The sequence below is a fragment of the Micromonospora sp. PTRAS2 genome, assembly GCF_054052245.1.
The window spans coordinates 368,802-387,460 of the sequence record NZ_JBSWBU010000001.1; the positions used below are offsets into that span (position 1 = coordinate 368,802).

General features: G+C 74.7%; 18 protein-coding genes and 1 pseudogene. 10 read left to right on the forward strand and 9 right to left on the reverse strand.

The genetic code is table 11. The features are described 5' to 3' along the window. Nucleotides 1-73: 73 nt before the first annotated feature. Nucleotides 74-466 (reverse strand): PPOX class F420-dependent oxidoreductase, encoded by a 393-nt coding sequence (locus ACVMYR_RS01755; RefSeq protein ID WP_043961524.1) that lies wholly within the window; start codon nucleotides 464-466, stop codon nucleotides 74-76. A 164-nt stretch (nucleotides 467-630) separates the two neighbouring features. Between ACVMYR_RS01755 and ACVMYR_RS01760 the strand changes: the two genes are divergently transcribed. From ACVMYR_RS01760 to ACVMYR_RS01775, 4 genes are all read left to right on the forward strand, one after another. Further along, nucleotides 631-1,296 (forward strand): FKBP-type peptidyl-prolyl cis-trans isomerase, encoded by a 666-nt coding sequence (locus ACVMYR_RS01760; RefSeq protein ID WP_043961523.1) that lies wholly within the window; start codon nucleotides 631-633, stop codon nucleotides 1,294-1,296. A 157-nt stretch (nucleotides 1,297-1,453) separates the two neighbouring features. Further along, on the forward strand, nucleotides 1,454-2,278 hold the full coding sequence (locus ACVMYR_RS01765) for an SCO6745 family protein (protein WP_077935752.1): 825 nt from the start codon (nucleotides 1,454-1,456) through the stop codon (nucleotides 2,276-2,278). Nucleotides 2,279-2,400: 122 nt separating this feature from the next. After that, the gene (locus ACVMYR_RS01770; RefSeq protein WP_357746641.1) at nucleotides 2,401-3,063 is read left to right on the forward strand and encodes an HAD family hydrolase; all 663 of its coding nucleotides are present in this window, start codon (nucleotides 2,401-2,403) and stop codon (nucleotides 3,061-3,063) included. A gap of 88 nt (nucleotides 3,064-3,151) precedes the next feature. After that, on the forward strand, nucleotides 3,152-4,288 hold the full coding sequence (locus tag ACVMYR_RS01775; protein WP_077935742.1) for a glutathione-independent formaldehyde dehydrogenase: 1,137 nt from the start codon (nucleotides 3,152-3,154) through the stop codon (nucleotides 4,286-4,288). 55 nt (nucleotides 4,289-4,343) lie between these two features. Here ACVMYR_RS01775 and ACVMYR_RS01780 read toward each other — a convergent pair whose 3' ends face one another. Then, nucleotides 4,344-4,523, reverse strand: a complete 180-nt coding sequence (locus ACVMYR_RS01780) for a hypothetical protein (RefSeq protein WP_457120952.1) — start codon at nucleotides 4,521-4,523, stop codon at nucleotides 4,344-4,346. 140 nt (nucleotides 4,524-4,663) lie between these two features. Between ACVMYR_RS01780 and ACVMYR_RS01785 the strand changes: the two genes are divergently transcribed. Beyond that, the gene (locus ACVMYR_RS01785; RefSeq protein ID WP_457120953.1) at nucleotides 4,664-5,689 is read left to right on the forward strand and encodes an NADPH:quinone reductase; all 1,026 of its coding nucleotides are present in this window, start codon (nucleotides 4,664-4,666) and stop codon (nucleotides 5,687-5,689) included. Nucleotides 5,690-5,908: 219 nt separating this feature from the next. On the opposite strand, the pseudogene ACVMYR_RS01790 reads toward ACVMYR_RS01785, so the two are convergent. Further along, nucleotides 5,909-7,559 (reverse strand): annotated as a pseudogene (locus ACVMYR_RS01790) (fatty acid--CoA ligase). Between the two features lie 56 nt (nucleotides 7,560-7,615). Here ACVMYR_RS01790 and ACVMYR_RS01795 point away from each other — a divergent pair. Further along, nucleotides 7,616-8,107, forward strand: coding sequence for an NUDIX domain-containing protein (locus ACVMYR_RS01795; protein WP_077935738.1), 492 nt, complete (start codon nucleotides 7,616-7,618; stop codon nucleotides 8,105-8,107). A 92-nt stretch (nucleotides 8,108-8,199) separates the two neighbouring features. Here ACVMYR_RS01795 and ACVMYR_RS01800 read toward each other — a convergent pair whose 3' ends face one another. Then, nucleotides 8,200-9,870, reverse strand: a complete 1,671-nt coding sequence (locus ACVMYR_RS01800; RefSeq protein ID WP_077935737.1) for an MDR family MFS transporter — start codon at nucleotides 9,868-9,870, stop codon at nucleotides 8,200-8,202. Nucleotides 9,871-9,931: 61 nt separating this feature from the next. Then, nucleotides 9,932-10,483 carry a type 1 glutamine amidotransferase domain-containing protein gene (locus ACVMYR_RS01805; protein WP_043961515.1) on the reverse strand — a complete coding sequence of 184 codons (552 nt, stop codon included), beginning with the start codon at nucleotides 10,481-10,483 and terminating at the stop codon, nucleotides 9,932-9,934. A gap of 101 nt (nucleotides 10,484-10,584) precedes the next feature. On the opposite strand from ACVMYR_RS01805, the gene rfaE2 reads away from it, so the two are divergent. Next, a complete protein-coding gene (gene rfaE2, locus ACVMYR_RS01810; protein ID WP_457120954.1) occupies nucleotides 10,585-12,645 on the forward strand; it encodes a D-glycero-beta-D-manno-heptose 1-phosphate adenylyltransferase in 2,061 nt (686 codons plus the stop codon). A gap of 122 nt (nucleotides 12,646-12,767) precedes the next feature. Continuing rightward, nucleotides 12,768-13,580 carry a glycosyltransferase family 2 protein gene (locus ACVMYR_RS01815; RefSeq protein WP_077935751.1) on the forward strand — a complete coding sequence of 271 codons (813 nt, stop codon included), beginning with the start codon at nucleotides 12,768-12,770 and terminating at the stop codon, nucleotides 13,578-13,580. Nucleotides 13,581-13,625: 45 nt separating this feature from the next. Here ACVMYR_RS01815 and ACVMYR_RS01820 read toward each other — a convergent pair whose 3' ends face one another. The 3 genes from ACVMYR_RS01820 to ACVMYR_RS01830 are packed head-to-tail and all read right to left on the reverse strand — an operon-like array spanning nucleotide 13,626 to nucleotide 15,876. Further along, complete coding sequence (locus ACVMYR_RS01820; RefSeq protein WP_457120955.1) at nucleotides 13,626-14,759, reverse strand: glycosyltransferase family 9 protein; 1,134 nt, start codon at nucleotides 14,757-14,759, stop codon at nucleotides 13,626-13,628. A 14-nt stretch (nucleotides 14,760-14,773) separates the two neighbouring features. Further along, nucleotides 14,774-15,373, reverse strand: coding sequence for an Hsp20/alpha crystallin family protein (locus ACVMYR_RS01825; protein WP_457120956.1), 600 nt, complete (start codon nucleotides 15,371-15,373; stop codon nucleotides 14,774-14,776). Continuing rightward, nucleotides 15,370-15,876, reverse strand: a complete 507-nt coding sequence (locus ACVMYR_RS01830; protein ID WP_077935733.1) for a DUF2231 domain-containing protein — start codon at nucleotides 15,874-15,876, stop codon at nucleotides 15,370-15,372. Before ACVMYR_RS01830 ends, ACVMYR_RS01825 begins: the two co-directional genes overlap by 4 nt. Nucleotides 15,877-16,090: 214 nt before the next feature. On the opposite strand from ACVMYR_RS01830, the gene ACVMYR_RS01835 reads away from it, so the two are divergent. After that, on the forward strand, nucleotides 16,091-16,708 hold the full coding sequence (locus ACVMYR_RS01835; RefSeq protein ID WP_077935732.1) for a pyridoxamine 5'-phosphate oxidase family protein: 618 nt from the start codon (nucleotides 16,091-16,093) through the stop codon (nucleotides 16,706-16,708). Nucleotides 16,709-16,774: 66 nt separating this feature from the next. Here the strand turns inward: ACVMYR_RS01835 and ACVMYR_RS01840 are convergent, their stop codons facing one another. After that, complete coding sequence (locus tag ACVMYR_RS01840) at nucleotides 16,775-18,046, reverse strand: serine hydrolase domain-containing protein (protein ID WP_457120957.1); 1,272 nt, start codon at nucleotides 18,044-18,046, stop codon at nucleotides 16,775-16,777. Between the two features lie 127 nt (nucleotides 18,047-18,173). Between ACVMYR_RS01840 and ACVMYR_RS01845 the strand changes: the two genes are divergently transcribed. Continuing rightward, a complete protein-coding gene (locus tag ACVMYR_RS01845) occupies nucleotides 18,174-18,659 on the forward strand; it encodes a GNAT family N-acetyltransferase (protein ID WP_077935730.1) in 486 nt (161 codons plus the stop codon).

Genomic DNA, 18,659 nt, shown 5'->3' on the forward strand with positions numbered 1-18,659 from the left:
TAACGCATCCGGTAGAGAGGGGTCCCCTTCTCACCACAGGTGTTAATAGGGGGCCCTTCCTTGCAGGTGGGGGTCAGCCGCGGCCGAGCTTCTGGGTGGGGGTGATCCGGACGATCACCCGCACCTCGCCGGGCTGCCCGAACGGGTAGGTCTCCTGGCCGAGGTATTTCTGCGCCATCTTGTCGATGTGCGCGTCGGCCCCCTCCTCGACGAACTCGGCGGTGCCCTTGACCCACAGGGTGCGGAAGTCGTTGGCCTTGTCCACCACCGAGACGGCCACGATCGGGGTCCGCTGGATGTTGTTGTACTTCTGCCGCCCCTTGGCGGTGTTGAACACGATGTGCTCGCCGTCCGTGTCCACCCAGACCGGCGTGACGTGCGGGCTGCCGTCGGGCTCGATGGTGGCCACGTGGGCGAGCTGCGGTTCGGCCAGCAGGGCCAGGTCTTCTTCGGTGAGGATCGCCATGGTCGACAAGTTACCCCCGTCGACCCCCGCGCGCCGGCAACCGCAGCCGCTCGGACCGGTGGGGGTGGCGGCCGAGGCAGCACCGTGGGCAGCAGGGCGGGTACCGTGTGCGCTGGCCTCGGCAGCGGCCGCCGGGCCCCCCACCTCTTGATCAGGGAGTCGACGTGAGCGAGCGTGTGCAGAACCGGTCGGCGGGCCAGGGCCCGGGCAAGGCGGAGCGGCGACTGGCCGCCCAGCTGGCGGCGAAGAAGGCCGCCGAGAAGAAGCGCCGCCTCCAGTCGATCGTCGGCGCGCTCGCCGGTGTCGCCGTCGTCGGCGTGCTGATCACCGTGTTCGTGGTGGTCAACCAGGGTAAGGACGACGCGCCGGAGGAGGTCGCCTCCGCCCCGTCGGCGACCGCGCCGGCCGAGGAGCAGCCGCCCACCGCGCCGCCCGCCCCGCAGCTGCCCGAGGGGTCGGACCCGGCGCTGGCCACCAAGCCGAAGGTCGAGGCGGGCAAGGGCGAGCTGAAGAAGCTCACCGTCAAGACGCTGATCGAGGGCAAGGGCGCGGCGGTGAAGGCCGGGCAGCAGATCACCACCAACTACGTGGGCGTGTTCTACGCCGACGGCAAGGAGTTCGACGCGTCCTGGAACAGCGGCCAGCCGGCCACCTTCCCGATCGGCGTCGGCCAGGTCATCAAGGGCTGGGACCAGGGCCTCGTCGGGGTCAAGGTGGGCAGCCGGGTGCAGCTCGACATCCCCGCCGACCTGGCGTACGGCAACGACTCCTCGGGCGGCCGGCCGGCCGGACCGCTGCGGTTCGTCGTCGACGTGCTCGCCGCGCAGTAGCCCGCACCTGGTGCGGTAGTTCACAACAGTCTTTCTTCCCGTCGCCTACGACCAGTAGGTTCGGGGTCACCGTGGGCGGTCCCGCCCGCCGCACGGTGACCCCATCGACGCGGAGGTGCACGTGGCGGCGCTGGACGATCCGGGGATCGCCCGGTTGATGTGGACCCACTTCGAGCCGGTGCACACGGTGACCTACTTCCATCCCCGGGCGCGGGCGGCGTTCGAGGCGGTCGGGCTGCGCGGCTTCTGGCGGGGCTACTTCGCCGGCCGGGCCGCCCCGCTGGGCGCCGTGGAGGCCGCCCCGGTGGTGGCCGCGTTCTTCAGCTTCGCCCCGCCCGTGGTGGCGCGGGCCGTGCCGGCGGTGTGGCAGTTGGTGACGCCGGCCGAGGCGCTGCGGGCCCGGCTCACCGGTGCCGTGCAGGCGCTGGCGGAGCTGGCGTACGAGCTGCCGGAGCGGCACCTCGCGGAGGCCGCCGAGCTGCTGGAGGAGGCGGCCGGGGCGGCGCGGCCGGAGGGCCGGGTGCTGGGTGCGGCCAACGCGGCCCTGCCGGCCGCCGAATACCCGCTGGCCCGGCTGTGGCAGGCCGCGACGACGCTGCGGGAGCACCGGGGCGACGGGCACATCGCGGCGCTGGTCGCCGCCGGCCTGGACCCGGTGGAGACGCTCGCCTGGCGGGTCGCCGAGGGCATGCCGGAGCTGAACCTGCTGGGCCGGGGCTGGTCGCCGCAGGAGTGGGAGGCGGCGGCCGCGCGGCTCGCCGAGCGGGGCTGGCTGACCGGGGACGGGAAGCCGACCGAGCACGGCCGGGCGGAGTTCCGGGCGGTGGAGGACGCCACCGACGTGGCCGCCCTGCATCCGTGGCAGGCACTCGGCGCGGAGCGCACCGACCGGCTGCGGGAGCTGCTGGAGCCGCTGGCCCGGGCCGGGCACACGGTGATCCCGCCGGAGAACCCGATCCGCCTGCCGCCGCTGCCGGCCTGACATCCCGGGCGGCGGCACACGCCGCCGGGCCCGCCCACGAGCGACCGGTGCCGGGCCACCGGCCGCCGACGAGGCCGGTAGCGGGCCGCCCCGGAGAGCGGGCGGGCGAGGGCTCGGGCAGGATGGTGCCCGTGGCGGATGCGGTGGTCTTCGACCTGGACGGCGTGATCGTGGACTCCGAGCCGGTCTGGGAGGAGGTGCGCCGGGCGTACGTGGCGACGCACGGCGGCACCTGGCAGCCCGACACCCAGCGACGGCTGATGGGGATGAGCACGGGCGAGTGGGCCCGCTACCTCAGCGGCGAGCTGGGCGTCGACCGGACGGCCGAGCAGGTCGCCGTCGAGGTGGTCGACGAGATGGCCCGGCGGTACGCCGAGCGAGTACCGGTGATCGACGGGGCCGACGAGGTGGTACGCCGGCTGGCGGCGCGGTGGCCGTTGGGGCTGGCCAGTTCCTCGCCGACGCGGCTGATCGCGGCGGCGCTGGCGGCGACGGGGCTCACGGAGGCGTTCGGCGCGACGCTGTCGACGGAGGAGACCGAGCGGGGCAAGCCGGCCCCGGACGTCTACCTGGAGGTGGCCCGTCGGCTCGGTGTCGATCCGGCGCGTTGCGTGGCGGTGGAGGATTCCTCGAACGGGGTGCGTTCGGCCGCCGCGGCGGGGATGCGGGTGGTGGCGGTGCCGCACGGGGCGTACCCGTTGGATCCGGACGCCGAGGCGCTGGCGGCCGTGGTGCTGCCGGCGGTGGGTGACCTGACCCCGGAGGTCGTCGCCGACCTCGGCTGACCGCGCGGGCAGCCCGGCCATGCGGGCCGGGCGGCCGGTCTGCCTGAATCGCGGCCTTCACCCGGCTTGCCCGCCTACCGTCGGTGGCATGAGAGCTGTGGTGTACCAGGGGCCGCACGAGGTGGCGGTCAACGAGGTCCCCGATCCGCGGATCGAGGCGCCGAACGACGTGATCGTCAGGATCACCACGACCGCGATCTGCGGTTCGGACCTGCACATGTACGAGGGCCGCACGCTGGCCGAGCCGGGCATCGTGTTCGGCCACGAGAACATGGGCGTGGTCGAGGAGGTCGGGCCCGGGGTCGTGCACATCCGCAAGGGCGACCGGGTCTCGATGCCGTTCAACGTGGCGTGCGGGTTCTGCCGCAACTGCCGGGAGGGGAAGACGGGGTTCTGCCTCACGGTGAACCCGGGCTTCGCCGGGGGCGCGTACGGCTACGTCGCGATGGGGCCGTACCGGGGCGGGCAGGCCGAGTACCTGCGCGTGCCGTTCGCCGACTTCAACTGCCTGCGGCTGCCGCCCGGCACGGAGCACGAGAACGACTTCGCGATGCTGGCCGACATCTTCCCGACCGGATACCACGGGGTGGCGATGACCGGGCTGCGCCCCGGCGAGAACATCACCGTGATGGGCGGCGGGCCGGTGGGGCTGATGGCCGCGTACTCGGCGCTGCTGATGGGCGCGGCCGAGGTGTTCCTGGTGGACAAGGTCCCGGACCGGCTGCGGCTGGCCGAGTCGATCGGCGCGATCCCGGTCGACTTCACCGCCGGCGACCCGGTCGAGCAGATCCGGGAGCAGACCGACGGGGTCGGCACCGACCGGGGCGTGGACGCGGTGGGCTACCAGGCGTCCGGGGCCGGCGGCGAGGAGCACCCGGCGGCGGTGCTGAACAGCCTGGTGGACGTCGTGCGGCCGACGGGGTCGCTCGGGGTGGTCGGGCTGTATCTGGCGCACGACCCGGGTGCGCCGGACGAGCGGGCGGGCCGGGGCGAGTTGGTGTTCAAGGTCGGCAAGTTCTTCGAGAAGGGCCTGCGGATGGGGACGGGGCAGGCCAACGTGAAGTCGTACAACGAGTACCTGCGGAACATGATCATGGCGGGGCGGGCGAAGCCGAGCTTCGTGGTGAGCAAGGAGCTGCCGCTGGCCGACGCGCCGGAGGCGTACCAGCGCTTCGACCAGCGGGAGGCGGGCTACTCGAAGGTGGTGCTGAAGCCGGCCGCATAGTCCGGCCCGGCGCGGCTGGTGCTGAAGCCGACCGCGCGGCCAGCTCGGGCAGGGCTCAGATCGCCCGGCTCCGGCTCGTCCACGGCAGCCGCCGCCCGGCCGGGTCGTCGGGGGCCGGCGGGGGTTCGTCGCGCGGCGGGTCGGCGCGGCCCGCGTCCGGCCTCGCCCGGCCCGCGCCCGGTCCGGTCCGGCCTGTCGGGGGCGGCAGCGCGCCCACCACCGGTTTGTCCCGCATCAGCACTCCCCTACCTCCGTGTACCTGGTTATACGGTTCCGGTGGCGGGTGGGATCGGAATGAAGCGAGATCACCCGGGTAGCGGACCGGGGACGGGTCCGCGACGGGCCCGCCGCAGGCGAGGGTGAGGAGCGACGGCGATGCGGGCGATCGTGTACGAGAGCAACGGCGACACCTCGGTGCTGCGCCTGGTGGACCGGCCGGTGCCGGAACCGGGGCCCGGCGAGGTGCTCGTCCGGGTGGCCGTCTCCGGGGTGAACCCGACCGACTGGAAGGCCCGCCGGGCGTCGCCGCCGCCGGCGGGCTGGCAGACGCCCGGCCAGGACGGCGCCGGGGTGGTCGAGGCGGTCGGGGCGGGGGTCGACCGGAACCTGATCGGCGAGCGGGTGTGGCTCTGGGAGGCCGCCTGGCAGCGCCCGTGGGGCACCGCCGCCGAGTACACGGTGGTGCCGGTCCGGCAGGCGGTGCCCCTCGGCGACGCCTCCTTCGACGTGGGGGCGGCCCTGGGCATCCCGTTCCTCACCGCGCACCGCTGCCTGACCGCCGGGGAGATGATGCCGGGCAAGCTGCACGCCGGGGCGCTGGCCGACCACACCGTGCTGGTGCAGGGCGGGGCGGGGGCGGTCGGCAACGCGGCGATCCAGCTCGCCCGCTGGGCCGACGCCACCGTCGTCGCCACGGTCAGCAGCCCGGAGAAGGCCAACCTCGCGGCGGCGGCCGGCGCGTCGTTCGTCGTGAACTACCGGGAGCAGGACGTCGTCGAGGAGGTCCGCAAGATCGCCCCGGACGGCGTACACACGATCGTCGAGGTGTCGGCGGCGCGCAACGCGGCGGCCGACGTGCAGCTGCTGCGGGCCGGCGGGGCGGTCTGCGTCTACGCCGACGACGGCGGGGGCGAGATGACGCTGCCGATCCGGCCGCTGATGGCCCCGAACGCCCGCTGGCAGTTCGTGCTGGTCTACACCGCCCCGGCGGTGGCCAAGGCACAGGCCGTCGCCGACGTGTCGGCGGCTGCCGCGCAGGGCGGCGTGCGGGTGGGCGAGGAGGCGGGGCTGCCGCTGCACCACCACCCGCTGGCGGCCACGGCCGCGGCGCACGAGGCGGTGGAGAACTCGGTGGTCGGCAAGGTGCTGGTCACGACCGCCGAGGAGGCGAGCGCCGGGTAGGACGCGGGCGCCGACCGGACCGGCACCGAACGGGCGCGTTCACCGGCTGTTTCCCCGTCGCCAGGACAGAGCCGAACAAGTTTCGCAAGAATGAAGGGGCGGATGAACCGCCCCTGGGCGGGCGGCCCCGGCGCGGTGCGAACGCCGGGGCCGCCCTTGGGGGGAGGGAGGTCTAGGAGTACATCCCTGCCCATTCAGGCGACGATGCGCCTGAAATTGTTACGGCGTTGTCAGCTCCCGGACACTCAGGACCCCTTCGGCGTACCGGGACCGGACGACCTTCTTGTCGAACTTGCCGACGCTGGTCTTCGGCACGGCGTCGACGAACGCCCACCGCTCCGGCAGCTGCCAGCGCGCCACCGAACCGGCCAGGAAGTCGCGCAGCTCCTCGGCGGTCACCTCGGCGCCCTCGCGGACCACCACCGTGGCCAGGGGCCGCTCGTCCCAGCGCTCGTCCGGCACGCCCACCACGCAGGCCTCCAGCACCGCCGGGTGGGCCATCAGGGCGTTCTCCAGCTCGACCGAGGAGATCCACTCGCCGCCGGACTTGATCACGTCCTTCGCCCGGTCGGTGAGGGTGAGGTAACCGTCGGGCGACAGCGTCCCGACGTCGCCGGTGCGCAGCCAGCCGTCGCGGAACTTCTCCTCGTCCGGGGCGTCGTCGCCGACGTACCGGGCGGTCACCCACGGCCCCCGGACCTCCAGCTCCCCGACGGAGGCCCCGTCGGCGGGCAGCGGCTCGCCCAGCGGGCCCACGATCCGCGCGGCGACACCGGCCGGGACGCGGCCCTGCGTGTACCGGTAGCGCCAGGCGTCCTCGCCGGTCGCCCCCGCCGGCGGCCGGGCCACCGAGCCCAGCGGGGACATCTCGGTCATCCCCCAGGCGTGGATCACGTCGATGTGGTGCCGCTCGTCGAACGCGTGCATGAGAGCGGGCGGGCAGGCCGAGCCGCCGACGATGACCTCCTTCAGCGAGGAGGTGTCCACGTCGTGCGCGTCGAGGTAGGCCAGCAGGTCGTTCCAGATGGTCGGCACCGCGCCGGCCAGGGTGGGCCGCTCGGCGGCGATCATCGCGGCGATGGGGGCGGCCTGGAGGAACCGGTCCGGCATGATCAGCGACGCGCCGGAGAGGAACGCCGCGTACGGCAGCCCCCAGGACATGGCGTGGAACATCGGCACGATGGCCAGCTCCCGGTCGGTCGGCCCGAGGCCGAACCCCTCCGGCATGCAGATCTGCAACGAGTGCAGGTAGATCGACCGGTGCGAGTAGGCGACCCCCTTGGGGTTGCCGGTGGTCCCGGAGGTGTAGCAGAGGGCGGCCGCGTCGCGCTCGTCGACCTCCGGCCAGTCGAAGACCTCCGGCTTGCCAGCCAGCAGGGCGTCCCAGTGGTGTACGGCGATCCGGTCGCCGGCCGCCGCCACCAGCGGGTGCGGGGTCGCCCCCGCCGACGACCACCACGTGCCGCACCGTGGCCAGGTCGCCGATGACCCGGGCCAGCAGCGGGATCAGCGTCGAGTCGACCAGCACCACCCGGTCCTGCGCGTGGTTGGCGATGTAGGCGACCTGGTCGGGGAAGAGTCGCAGGTTGAGCGTGTGCAGCACCGCGCCCATGCTGGGCACCGCGAAGTAGGCCACCAGGTGCTCGTTGTTGTTCCACATGAACGTGGCGACCCGCTCGTCGCCGGTCACCCCGCACTCGTCGCGCAGCGCGTGGGCCAGCCGGGCCGCCGACCGCCCCACCTCGGCGTACGACATGCGACGCGGCTCGCCGCCGGTCCAGGTGACCACCTCGGCGGTGCCGTGCACCGTGGCGCCGTGTTCGAGGATCCGGGCGACCTGGAGCGGCGCGTCCATCATCGTGCTACGCATGGGTAACAAGCTAGTGTCGGCGGTCATCCGTTGGGAACCCCCGTTAGGTTGTCCGGGTGAGCATCTCCTGGGCCGACTCGTACGTGGGGCAGCTTCGCGCCCTCGCCGGTGACCGCACCCTGATGTTCGTCGGCGCCCGCGCGGTGGTCCGCGACAGCGCCGGCCGGGTGCTGCTGATCCGGCGCTCCGACAACGGCCAGTGGGCCATGCCGGCCGGGGCGATGGAGCTGGGCGAGTCGATCGCCGACTGCGCGGTACGCGAGGTGCGCGAGGAGACCGGGCTGCGCGCCCTGCGGGTGGGCGCGTTCGCCCTCTACACCGGCCCCGACCGGATCACCACCAACATGTACGGCCACACCTACCAGGTCTTCACCGTCGCCTTCCGGGTCGAGGACTGGGACGGCGAGCTGGTCCGGGCCACCGACGAGACCACCGACGCGGGCTTCTTCCACCGCGACCGGTTCCCCACCCCGCTGTCGGCCTCCGTCACCGAGACCCTCGCCGACCTGGACGTCTTCGAGCAGGCCAACCGGATGATCCTGAAGTAGCCGCCGCCCGGGCCCGGCCGCCCGGCTCCACCCCGCCTGGGCCCGGCCGCCCGGCCCCAGCCCGCCCGGGAAGGGGCGGGGCGGGGCGGGGCTCACAGCATCGTCTGGCTCTTGGCCTCCATCTCGGCGGCGGCCTCGTCCCGCGACTCCTTCGCCAGCGGCTTGCCGCCCGGGGCGGGGGCCTTCCCGCCCAGCGGGTCCGCCCCGCCCGACGCGCCGCGCGGCCCGGCCCCGCGCAGCTTCTCGTCGGGCAGCGCCAGGGTCACCAGCACCGCCACGACGGCGACCAGCCCGGTGGTGAGGAAGACCAGGTGCAGCGACTCCACGAAGGCGGCCTGGATGGCGGCGCGGACCGGGCCGGGCAGGGCCAGGATCGTCGCCGGGTCGTTGATCGACACGTTGTTGCCGCCGCCGGCCAGCACCGCCGCCCGCTGCTGTGGCGGGAGCTGCGCGAGCGCGGCCGGCATCCGGGCGGCGAGCTGGTCGGCGAGCCGGGACGACAGCACCGCCCCGAGGATCGCCACCCCGAACGAGCCGCCCAGCGACCGGAAGAACGTCGCCGAGGAGGTGCCGGCGCCGAGGTCCCGGGGGCCCACCGAGTTCTGCACGGCGAGGATCAGCGACTGCATGGACAGCCCCAGCCCGACGCCGATGACCGTCAGATAGCCGAACGCCACCCACAGCGACGTGTCGACGGCCAGGCGGGTGAACAGCAGCATGCCGGCGAGCAGCACCGCCGACCCGGCGACCGGGAACCACTTGTACCGGCCGATCCGGGTCATCGCCCGGCCGGTGAGGACCGAGGTGACGATGATGCCGGCCATCATCGGCAGCATCAGCAGGCCGCTGCGGGTCGGCGAGGCGCCCTTGACGATCTGGAGATACAGCGGGATGAAGATGATCGACCCGAACATCACCAGGCCCAGGACGAAGCCGGCCCCGTTGGCCAGGGCGAACGTCCGGCTGCGGAACAGCCGCAGCGGCAGGATCGGCTCGGCGACCCGCGCCTCCTGGAGCAGGAACAGCCCGCCCAGCACCGCCCCGGCCACGAACAGCCCGATGATCACGGCGGAGCCCCAGGCGTACGAGTTGCCGCCCCAGCTCAGCGCGAGCAGCAGGCAGCTCACCCCGGCGACCAGCAGCGCCGCCCCGAGCCAGTCGATCGCGTGTTCCCGCCGCTGGAACGGGATGAGCCGCATGACGTGGTAGCAGACCACGATGGCCAGGATCGCCAGCGGCACGTTCAGGTAGAAGATCCACCGCCAGTTGGCCTCGGCGAAGTAGCCGCCGACCAGCGGCCCGGCCACCGAGGCGATGCCGAACACCGCCCCGAACAGGCCCTGGTAGCGACCGCGTTCCCGGGGCGACACCACATCCGAGATGATCGTGAACGCGAGCGTCATCAGGCCGCCCGCGCCGAGGCCCTGCACGCCCCGGGTCACGATCAGCTGGGTCATGTCCTGCGACAGCCCGGCCAGCAGCGAGCCGAGCAGGAACGTCCCGATCGAGAAGAGGAACACCGGGCGGCGGCCGTACAGGTCGGCCATCTTGCCGTACAGCGGGGTGGAGGCGGTGGAGGCGAGCAGGTAGGCGGTGACCACCCACGAGTAGTGGTCGATCCCGCCCAGCTCGCCGACGATGGTGGGCAGCGCCGTGCCGACGATGGTCTGGTCCAGCGCGGCGAGCAGCATGCCCGTCATCAGGCCGAACATGAGCAGGCGTAGCTGCCGGGGGTGCAACACCGGGCTTTCTTGCGTGGTCATCCCGCCTTCTTTCCCGCCCGGCGCGGATCATGCGGGCCGGGCGGGAAGAAGCGTTCCCCGTTCAGTGGCGGCCCTCGGCGAACTCCTCGACGATCTTGGCGCAGAAGGCGGGCAGGTCATCCGGCTTGCGGCTGCTGACCAGACCGTCGTCCGTGACGACCGGCTCGTCGACCCAGGTCGCGCCCGCGTTCGTCAGGTCGGTGCGCAGGCTCGGCCACGAGGTGATCCGGCGGCCCCGCACCACGTCCGCCTCGACCAGGGTCCACGGGCCGTGGCAGATCACCCCGACCGGCTTGCCGGCGTCGAAGAACGCCTTCACGAACCGGACCGCGTCCGGGTCGGTGCGCAGGAAGTCCGGGTTCGCCACCCCGCCGGGCAGCACCAGGCCGTCGTACCGGCCGGCGTCCGCGTCGGCGACGGTCACCTCGACGTCGTACGTCCCGCCGTGGTCCAGATGGTCGAATGCCTGGATCTTGCCCGGCTTGAGCGAGACCAGCTCCGCCGTCGCCCCGGCGTTCTCGACCGCCTCGCGCGGCCGGGTGTACTCGACCTCCTCCACGCCGTCGGTGGCCAGGAAGGCGATCCGCTTGCCCTGCAGTGTCGTGCCTGCCATGTCGTGTCTCTCCTCTCCGGGGTTCCTCTGGACGGTTCCCGGGGCCCGCCGCCCGAAACCGGCCCAGGTTTGATCCCGCAGGGCCGGGGGACCCGGGTGGCATGGCAGGAGCAGCAGCGGAAGAGCGCCGGCTCGCCACCGTCGTGGAGAGCTGGCTGGGCCGCCCCGTGCTGGTGATCGGCGACGCCATGCTCGACGAGTGGCGGTTCGCCGAGTCCGACCGGCTCTGCCGGGAGGCCCCGGCCCCCGTCCTCACCCTGCGCCGGCGCATCTCGGCGGCCGGCGGGGCGGCGAACACCGCCGTCAACGTGGCCGCCCTCGGCGGGCGGGCGGTGCTGGTCGCCCCGGTCGGCGCGGACGTCGCCGGGGACGAGCTGCACGACTGCCTCGACCGGGCCGGGGTCTGGGACCGCACCGTCGCCCAGCCCGGCCGGCACACCCCCGTGAAGCGGCGGATGCTCGCCGGCAACCAGATCCTGCTGCGCGAGGACTCCGGCGACCCCGACGACGCGCTCGACGGCGACGGGGTGCAGCGGCTGCTCACCGCCCTGGAGTGCGCCACCGAGGAGCTGCGGGCCGCCGCCGGGGGCGAGGCGCCGACCCTGGTGGTCTGCGACTACGGGCTGGGCGCGCTGCCCGCGCCCGTCCGCGCCTGGCTGGTCGCCGCCCGCGACCGGTACGCCACGATCGCCCTCGACGCCCACGACCTGGCCGACTGGCGGGGGCTCGCGCCGACCGTGGTCACCCCCAGCTTCGCGGAGGCGACCCGACTGCTCGCCCGCGCCGCCTCGCGTACCGACTCGCACCTGCACCTGGACCACCCGGCGGCCGACCCGGCGGACGGCCCCTCGGAGCTGAGCGTGGGCACCGCGCCGGGCGCGGCGGGATCCCCGGCGGCCGCCGCACCGGCCGGAGTGCCGGGAGCCGGAGCACCGGGGGCCGGAGCGCCGGGAGCCGGAGCACCGGGAGCCGGAGCACCGGGAGCCGGAGCGCCGGGAGCCGGAGCGCCGGGAGCCGGAGCACCGGGAGCCGGAGCACCGGGAGCCGGAGCGCCGGGAGCCGGAGCGCCGGGGGCCACGCCGCCGCCGGCCGGGGTGCCGCTCGGCCCGCCCACGGGCGGGACCGGCGAGCCGACGCCCGGCGAGGACCGGGTGGCGATGACCGGCGACGGGCTCAGCGTCACCGGGACCGGCGTGACGGTGAGCGCCCTGGCCGGCGCCGGGGTGGACCGGGCCGTGCTGGCCGAGGCCCGCCTCGCCGAGCTGCGCGCGCACACCGGCGCGGACGTGGTCGCGGTGACCCTGGACACCGAGGGCGCGGTGGTCGGCGGCGCGGACGGCGCCTCCCGGCGCAGCCACAGCACCCCGGTCCCGGCGAGCCACGCCGTCGGCGCGGGCGACGCCTACCTGGCCGCGATGACGCTGGCGCTGGCCGCCACCGCGCCCCTGCCGACCGCCGCGCAGCTCGCCCAGCTCGCCGCCACCATCACCGTGTCCGACACCGGCACCTGCGTGTGCCGGCGGGAGGACCTGCTGCACGCACTCGGCGCGCGCGGCGACGACGCCGGGCACCCCGTGCTGGTGGCCCCGGACGAGCTGGCGGCCATCGTGGAGACCCAGCGCGGCGCGGGCCGGTCGGTGGTCTTCACCAACGGCTGCTTCGACGTGCTGCACCCGGGGCACGTGCGCTACCTGGAGCAGGCGCGGGCCCTCGGGGACCTGCTGGTGGTGGCGGTCAACTCCGACGGCAGCGTACGCCGGCTGAAGGGCCCGGACCGGCCGGTCAACCCGGTGGAGGACCGGGTCGCGCTGCTCGCCGCGCTGGCCTGCGTGGACCACGTGGTGATCTTCGAGGAGGACTCCCCGGCGGACCTGATCGAGGTCGTCCGCCCCGACGTGTACGTCAAGGGCGGCGACTACCCGCCGGAGATGGTGCCGGAGGCCCCGCTGGTGCGCCGGCTCGGCGGGCAGGTCCGCACCCTCGGGTACGTGCCCGACCGCTCCACCTCCGCGATCATCGACCGCATCCGGGCGCACGGCCACGGGACCGTGCCGGGCGGGCCGGAGCGGGTGGACGCCCACGGCCGATCGGCTGTCCCGGGCGAGCCGGAGCAGGTGGACGCCTACGGTTCCACGGCGTCGACGCCGGGCCGGCCGGCGTGAACCGACCGCTCGACCCCGGCGCTGGTGGCGTCGACCGGCCGCGTGCCCCCGCCTCGGATGGCGTCGGCCGACCGCTCGACCCCGGCACGGCCGACGGTTTCCGCCTCCCGCGGCAGCTCGACGTGCTGATCCCGACGCGCAACCGGCCCGCCGAGCTGGCGGTCACCCTCGCCGGGCTGGCCGCCCAGGAGGGCGTCGCCGGGTTCGGCGTGGTGGTCAGCGACCAGTCCGACGGGGACCCCGCGTACGCCCATCCGGCCGCCGCGACGATGGTGCGGGCGCTGCGCCACCGGGGCCACCCGGTGCTGTTGACCCGCCGGCTGCCCCGGCGCGGGCTGGCCGAGCACCGGGCGTACCTGCTGGACGCCTCGGTCGCCCGCTACGTGCTCTGTCTCGACGACGACGTCTGGCTGGAGCCGGGAACCCTGCGCCGGCTGGTCACCGCGATCGGCGAGCTGGGCTGCGGCTTCGTCGGCAACGCGGTGCACGGGCTGTCGTACGTCGACGACGTCCGGCCGCAGACCCACCGGCACTACGAGGAGTGGGCGGGCCGGCCGGTGCCGGAGCGGGTCCGCCCCGGCACGCCGCAGTGGGAGCGCGCGGCGATCCACTCGGCGGCGAACCTGCTGCACGTCACCGAGGGGCTGCGCCTGCCGGCGGGGGCGTGGCGGGCGTACAAGGTCTCCTGGGTCGGCGGGTGCGTGCTGTACGACCGGGCGGCGCTGGTCGACTCGGGCGGCTTCGACTTCTGGCGGCGGGTGCAGCCCAACCACCAGGGCGAGGACGTGGCCGCCCAGCTCGCCGTGCTGGAGCGCCACGGCGGCGCGGGCGTCCTGCCCAGCGGCGCCTACCACCTGGAGTCGCCGACCACGGTCACCGAGCGGGACGTCGAGGCGTGGGAGGTCGTGCTCGCCGACTCCCCCGAGCGGGTGTGAGCAGGGGACCCTTCTCGACCGTATGCGTTAACAGGGGGCCCTTCCTTACCCGGCCAGCAGGTCGTGCGCCGCCTCCAGCACCTCGATCGCCGGCACGTCGGCGACGAACGAGTCCCGGTGCGGGCACTCGCCGTCGCCGGGGCGGTGCGGGTAGATCCCGGGGGTGCAGTCGACGCCGCAGACCGGGCAGCGCACCGTCCAGGAGGCGATCGGGCGGTGCCGGCCGCGCAGCAGGTGCCCCCCGTTGATCAGGTTGCCGATCCAGTAGACGCCCACGGTGGGGGTGCCGACGGCGGCGGCCAGGTGCAGCGGGCCGGTGTCGTTGGAGACCACCAGCGCGCAGCCGGCGTAGCAGGCGGCGAGCCCGCCGAGGCCGAGCGCGCCGACGAGCGGGCGCACCGGCACGCCGGCCGCCGCGACCACCCGGTCCACCACGTCGCGTTCGGCGGGGGTGCCGGTGACCAGCACCTCGTAGCCGTCGCCGGCCAGGGCGCGGGCCACCTCGGCGAACCGCTCGGCCGGCCAGCGCCGCCGCGTGTCGGTGGCCCCGGGGTGCAGGGCCACCCGGGGCCGCCCCGGCGGGCCGAGCACCGCGTCGGCCTCGGCCCGGTCGGCGTCGGTGACCGCCAGCACGGGGACGATCCCGGCGGGCGGCGCGCCGACCAGGCCGACCACCTCCAGGTAGCGCAGCACCTCGTGCTGGTAGTAGACGTAGCGGATCCACCGGTCCAGCGGCGGGGCGTCCTCGGCGCGCAGCCCGGCGGTGACCCGCGCGCCGAGGCCGCCGACGATCGGGTTGGAGTTGCCCCCGCCGCCGTGCAGTTGCAGGGCCAGGTCGAAGCGTTCGGCGCGCGCGGCGGCGAGGAAGTCGCCCATCGACGACTCCGGCTCGCCCGCGCCGGGCTCGCGGATGCCGGGCGCGGGCGGGACCACCAGCACCCGGTCCACCGGGCCGGGCCGGTCGCGCCAGAGCTGCGCGTGCCACGGCGCGCCGAGCAGCACGATCTCCGCCTCCGGGTACGCGGCGCGCAGCGCCTCCAGGGCGGGCAGGATGAAGATGAAGTCGCCGAGCGCGTTGGCGCGCAGCACGGCGATCCGCGCGACGTCGGGGACGCGCTCGCCCAGCGCGGCCGGTGCGGCGGCACCGCCCTGCGGGCCGGACGTCGACGGGGTGACCATCTCTGCCCGACCCGCTACGGCCGGTCGATCTCGTCGACGGCCGTGTCCGGGTGATGCAGCTCCCGGTCGGCGGCGGGATCGACGGGGGCAGGCGCGCCCGTCGAGCCGGTGCTCGTCCGGTGGCCCGGGCCGGTGCCGACTGCCCGGTGTGCCGGGCCCCCGTCGGCTCCCCGGTAGCCGGTGCGGCCGACGGTGATGGTGCGCGGGGTGGGCCGGGCCGCCCGGGGCAGCCGGACCCGGAGCAGGCCGTGGTCCATCACGGCGTCGATGCGGTCGGGGTCCACCCGGGCGGGCAGGCCGACGCGGTACTCGAAGCCCCGGGTCTCGAAGCCGCCGGGGATGCCCTGGTCGGCGTTGACCTCGGCCTCCGAGCGGGCCCGGACGCACAGCTCCCGGTCGTCCAGCTCGACGGCCACCTCCTCGGGGGCGACGCCGGGCAGTCGGACGACGACCTCCCAGCCGTCGGCGGTCTCGCCCAGCTCCACCTCGGGCGGGCCGGACCGGCCGCCGCCGACGAGGCGGCTCAGCTCGGCGCGCAGCGACTGGAGCTCCCCCATCGGGTCCCAGCTCTGCTGCCGGCCGCGCCAGCCACGGCCGTCGGACTGCTGGCTCATCGCACGTCTCCGATCCGCTGGCCGGCCGCCCGGGGCCGCAGCGAGCTGGGCGCGTCGAGGTCGGCGTCGGTGTCGACGCCGACGCCGAGCCGGTCGACCAGCTCGCCGCCGAGCCAGGCGCTCGCGCCGAGGATGGCCAGCGCGACGACCTCGATGGCGATCAGCGCGCCGCCGGCGGCCCGCGACTCGGCGTTGAGCCGGACCACCCAGACGGCGGCGAAGAGGAGGATCACGGCGAGGTTCGCGGCGGCGTGGGTGAGGCCCACCCGCTTGGCGCGGGTGCCGGTGGGGATGGCCAGCAGGTCGAACGCGCCGGCCGCCGCGGCCAGCAGGCCGCCGATCAGGCCGACGGTGATGTTCCAGTACGCCACCTCGCCGAGGAAGGCCGGGCCGCCGACGGTGTCGACGACGTCGAAGATCACGGCGGTGACCAGCAGACCGACGGGGAACGTGATCAGCATCGGGTGCACGGGGTGCCCGAGCACCTTGAGTCGGCTCTCCATCGCGGCCTCCGTTGGTCGGTCCGTGCACGAGTTGCCGGCTGGGCGAACGTGCGGGCTGGGCTGCTGTCACGGCTCGGCTGCGCCGCCTGAGGCCGTACCCGGGACGTCCGGTGACAAACCTCGCGCTCGCGGCGTTCGCCTAGGCTCGACCCTGACGGGCCGGGCAGCGCCGCCGCGGGCCGCCACCGGGGTCAACGGTTACGGGGAGGCTGACGTGACGGTGGAGATCACCTCGCACGAGGAACTGCGCGAGCTGCTGGGGGCGCCGATGCCCCGGGCGGTGACCAAGGAGCGGCGGGCCCTGCACGAGCGGGACCGGCAGTGGCTGGCGGCCTCGCCGTTCTGCCTGGTCGCCACGGCCGGTGCGGACGGGGCCTGCGACGTCTCGCCGAAGGGCGACCCGCCCGGCTTCGCCCTGGTCCTGGACGACACGACGATCGCGATCCCGGAGCGGCCGGGCAACCGGCGGGCGGACGGCTACCACAACATCGTGGACAACCCGCACGTCGGGTTGATCTTCCTGATCCCCGGCCGGACGGACACGCTGCGGATCAACGGCCGGGCCCGCCTGGTGCGCGACGCCCCGTTCTTCGATGACATGGTGGTCCGGGGCCACCGGCCCGTCCTGGCGATCGTCGTGGAGATCGAGCAGATCTTCTTCCACTGCGGGAAGGCGTTCCTCCGCTCGGAGCTGTGGCGGCCGGAGACCTGGCAGCCCGACGCGCTGCCGTCCCGGGCCCGGCTGGCCAAGGAGCTCGAGGTCCCGACGGAGAGCCTGGAAGACCTGGAGGTCTACTACGGCCCGGCATACGAGCGCAAGATCTACGGCTGACGCGAATGTCGGGGAGGTGGCGGTATCCCCGGCTCCGGATACCGCCACCTCCCCGACGTGATCTCGTCAGCCACCCACGCTGTGCAGGTCCTCAAGCACGGAGGCCGGCACCGGCCTGCCGAGCATCGCGCAGACGGACGCGTCGGTGGCGGCCATGGCCACCCGGTAGTAGCGGTCCCAGCCGGCGTTGGGCTCGGCGTCGAACGGCTCCGCGTTGGCGACGCTGACCACGGTGCGCCGGCCGTCGGCGGTCGCCAGGGCGATGCTGTGGTGGCCGAGGGTGTCGCCGCCGTGGCCCCACACCGTGCCGCACGCCGAGTCGAGCCTGATCAGCCCGAGGCCGTAGCCGCCCTTCATGGGGAAGTCCGCCGGCAGCTCGACCGTGGTCGTCATCTGCCTGAGCTGCTCGGCCGAGAACAGCTCGCCCCGCAGCACGGCGGAGAAGAACCGGGCGAGGTCGTCGGTGGTGGAGATGACGGCCCCGGCGGCGCCGCCCCAGCCGCCGATCGGCCAGGTGGCCGTGTCGACGTAGCTGGGCTGCGGGCCGGCGAGCCTGACCCCGTAGCCGTGGGCGTAGCCGGGCCCGGTGTGGACCGCGCGCGGGTCGGCGAAGTAGGTGTGCCGCAGGCCCAGCGGCGCGGCGATGCGCTGCCGCACCAGCTCCGGCAGGCCCCTGCCGGTCAGCTTCTCGATGATCATTCCGAGCAGCGTGTAGTTGGTGTTCGAGTAGGACCAGCCCGTGCCCGGCGCGAAGTTCGGCTCGTGCGCGAACGCCACGGCAAGCAGCTCCGCCTCGGTCCACACCCGCTGCGGGTCGCCCGCCAGGCCGGCCATGAACGCCTCGTCGCCGGTGTAGCTGAACAGGCCGCTGGTGTGGTTGAGCAGCATCCGGACGGTGATGTTCCGGCCGTTCGGCACGACCTGCGGCAGATACCGGGAGACCGGCGCGTCCAGCCTGAGCTGCCCACGGTCCACCAGCTGCAGGGCGAGCACCGCCGTGAACGTCTTCGTGTTGCTGCCCGCCTCGAACTGGTCGCGGGCGGCCATGCGTCGCCCGGTGGAGATGTCCGCGAGCCCGGCGGCCGTACGGGTCACCCGGGGGCCGTCGCCGATCCGGGCCGCGTACCCGGGCGGGCCGACCGCCATCATCCGGCGGGCGACGTCCTCCAGCACGGGGTTGCCGCCCCGCTGGGCGGGGGCGGACGCCGCCGGGTGCCCGTCGGCCCCGGCGGCGGTGGCGACCCCGGGGGCGGCCAGCACGGCCGCGGCGGTCGCCAGGATCGCGGTGGCGCGCATCAGGCGGGACTGCTTGGGGGTGGTGTTCCGCGTCGTCGTCATGCATTCGAGCATGTCGACCTTCCGGCGTCGGGTCATTGCCGCCCACTGCCCGACCGTCGTCCAGGGCACACCACCGTCCACGGTGGTGCCAGCACTACCCGCGCCGCGCTGCGGTAGCGTCGCGGGCGTGCTGATCCGGGAGTTCACCGACGCCGACTGGCCCCGGGTGTGGGAGATCGTCGCCGAGGTCGTCCGGGCCGGGGACACCTTCACGTACGACCCGGCGACGACCGCCGAGCAGGCGTACGACATCTGGGTGGAGCACCCGCCCGGGCGGACCGTCGTGGCGGTCGACGGTGACCGGGTGCTGGGCACGGCCAAGATGGGCACCAACCGGCCGGGGCCGGGATCGCACGTGGCCACCGCGAGTTTCATGGTGGCCGCCGCCGCCCGCGGGCACGGGGTCGGCACGGCCCTGTGCCGGCACGCGCTGGACTGGGCGCGCGGGCGCGGCTATGCCGGGATGCAGTTCAACGCGGTGGCCGAGTCCAACCACGCGGCGGTCGCAATCTACCGCCGGCTCGGGTTCGAGGTGGTCGGCACCGTGCCCGGCGCGTTCGCGCACCCGACCCTGGGCCGGGTCGGCCTGCACGTCATGTACTGCGCGTTCTGA

Excerpts from the sequence above, each read along its gene's own strand:
- ACVMYR_RS01770 (WP_357746641.1), top strand. The coding sequence starts at position 2,401 with ATGGTGCCCGTGGCGGATGCGGTGGTCTTCGACCTGGACGGCGTGATC.
- ACVMYR_RS01765 (WP_077935752.1), top strand. The coding sequence starts at position 1,454 with ATGTGGACCCACTTCGAGCCGGTGCACACGGTGACCTACTTCCATCCC.
- rfaE2 (WP_457120954.1), top strand. The coding sequence starts at position 10,585 with ATGGCAGGAGCAGCAGCGGAAGAGCGCCGGCTCGCCACCGTCGTGGAG.
- ACVMYR_RS01780 (WP_457120952.1), bottom strand. The coding sequence starts at position 4,523 with ATGCGGGACAAACCGGTGGTGGGCGCGCTGCCGCCCCCGACAGGCCGG.
- ACVMYR_RS01830 (WP_077935733.1), bottom strand. The coding sequence starts at position 15,876 with ATGGAGAGCCGACTCAAGGTGCTCGGGCACCCCGTGCACCCGATGCTG.
- ACVMYR_RS01820 (WP_457120955.1), bottom strand. The coding sequence starts at position 14,759 with ATGGTCACCCCGTCGACGTCCGGCCCGCAGGGCGGTGCCGCCGCACCG.
- ACVMYR_RS01825 (WP_457120956.1), bottom strand. The coding sequence starts at position 15,373 with ATGAGCCAGCAGTCCGACGGCCGTGGCTGGCGCGGCCGGCAGCAGAGC.
- ACVMYR_RS01755 (WP_043961524.1), bottom strand. The coding sequence starts at position 466 with ATGGCGATCCTCACCGAAGAAGACCTGGCCCTGCTGGCCGAACCGCAG.
- ACVMYR_RS01800 (WP_077935737.1), bottom strand. The coding sequence starts at position 9,870 with ATGACCACGCAAGAAAGCCCGGTGTTGCACCCCCGGCAGCTACGCCTG.
- ACVMYR_RS01840 (WP_457120957.1), bottom strand. The coding sequence starts at position 18,046 with ATGACGACGACGCGGAACACCACCCCCAAGCAGTCCCGCCTGATGCGC.
- ACVMYR_RS01805 (WP_043961515.1), bottom strand. The coding sequence starts at position 10,483 with ATGGCAGGCACGACACTGCAGGGCAAGCGGATCGCCTTCCTGGCCACC.
- ACVMYR_RS01775 (WP_077935742.1), top strand. The coding sequence starts at position 3,152 with ATGAGAGCTGTGGTGTACCAGGGGCCGCACGAGGTGGCGGTCAACGAG.
- ACVMYR_RS01785 (WP_457120953.1), top strand. The coding sequence starts at position 4,664 with ATGCGGGCGATCGTGTACGAGAGCAACGGCGACACCTCGGTGCTGCGC.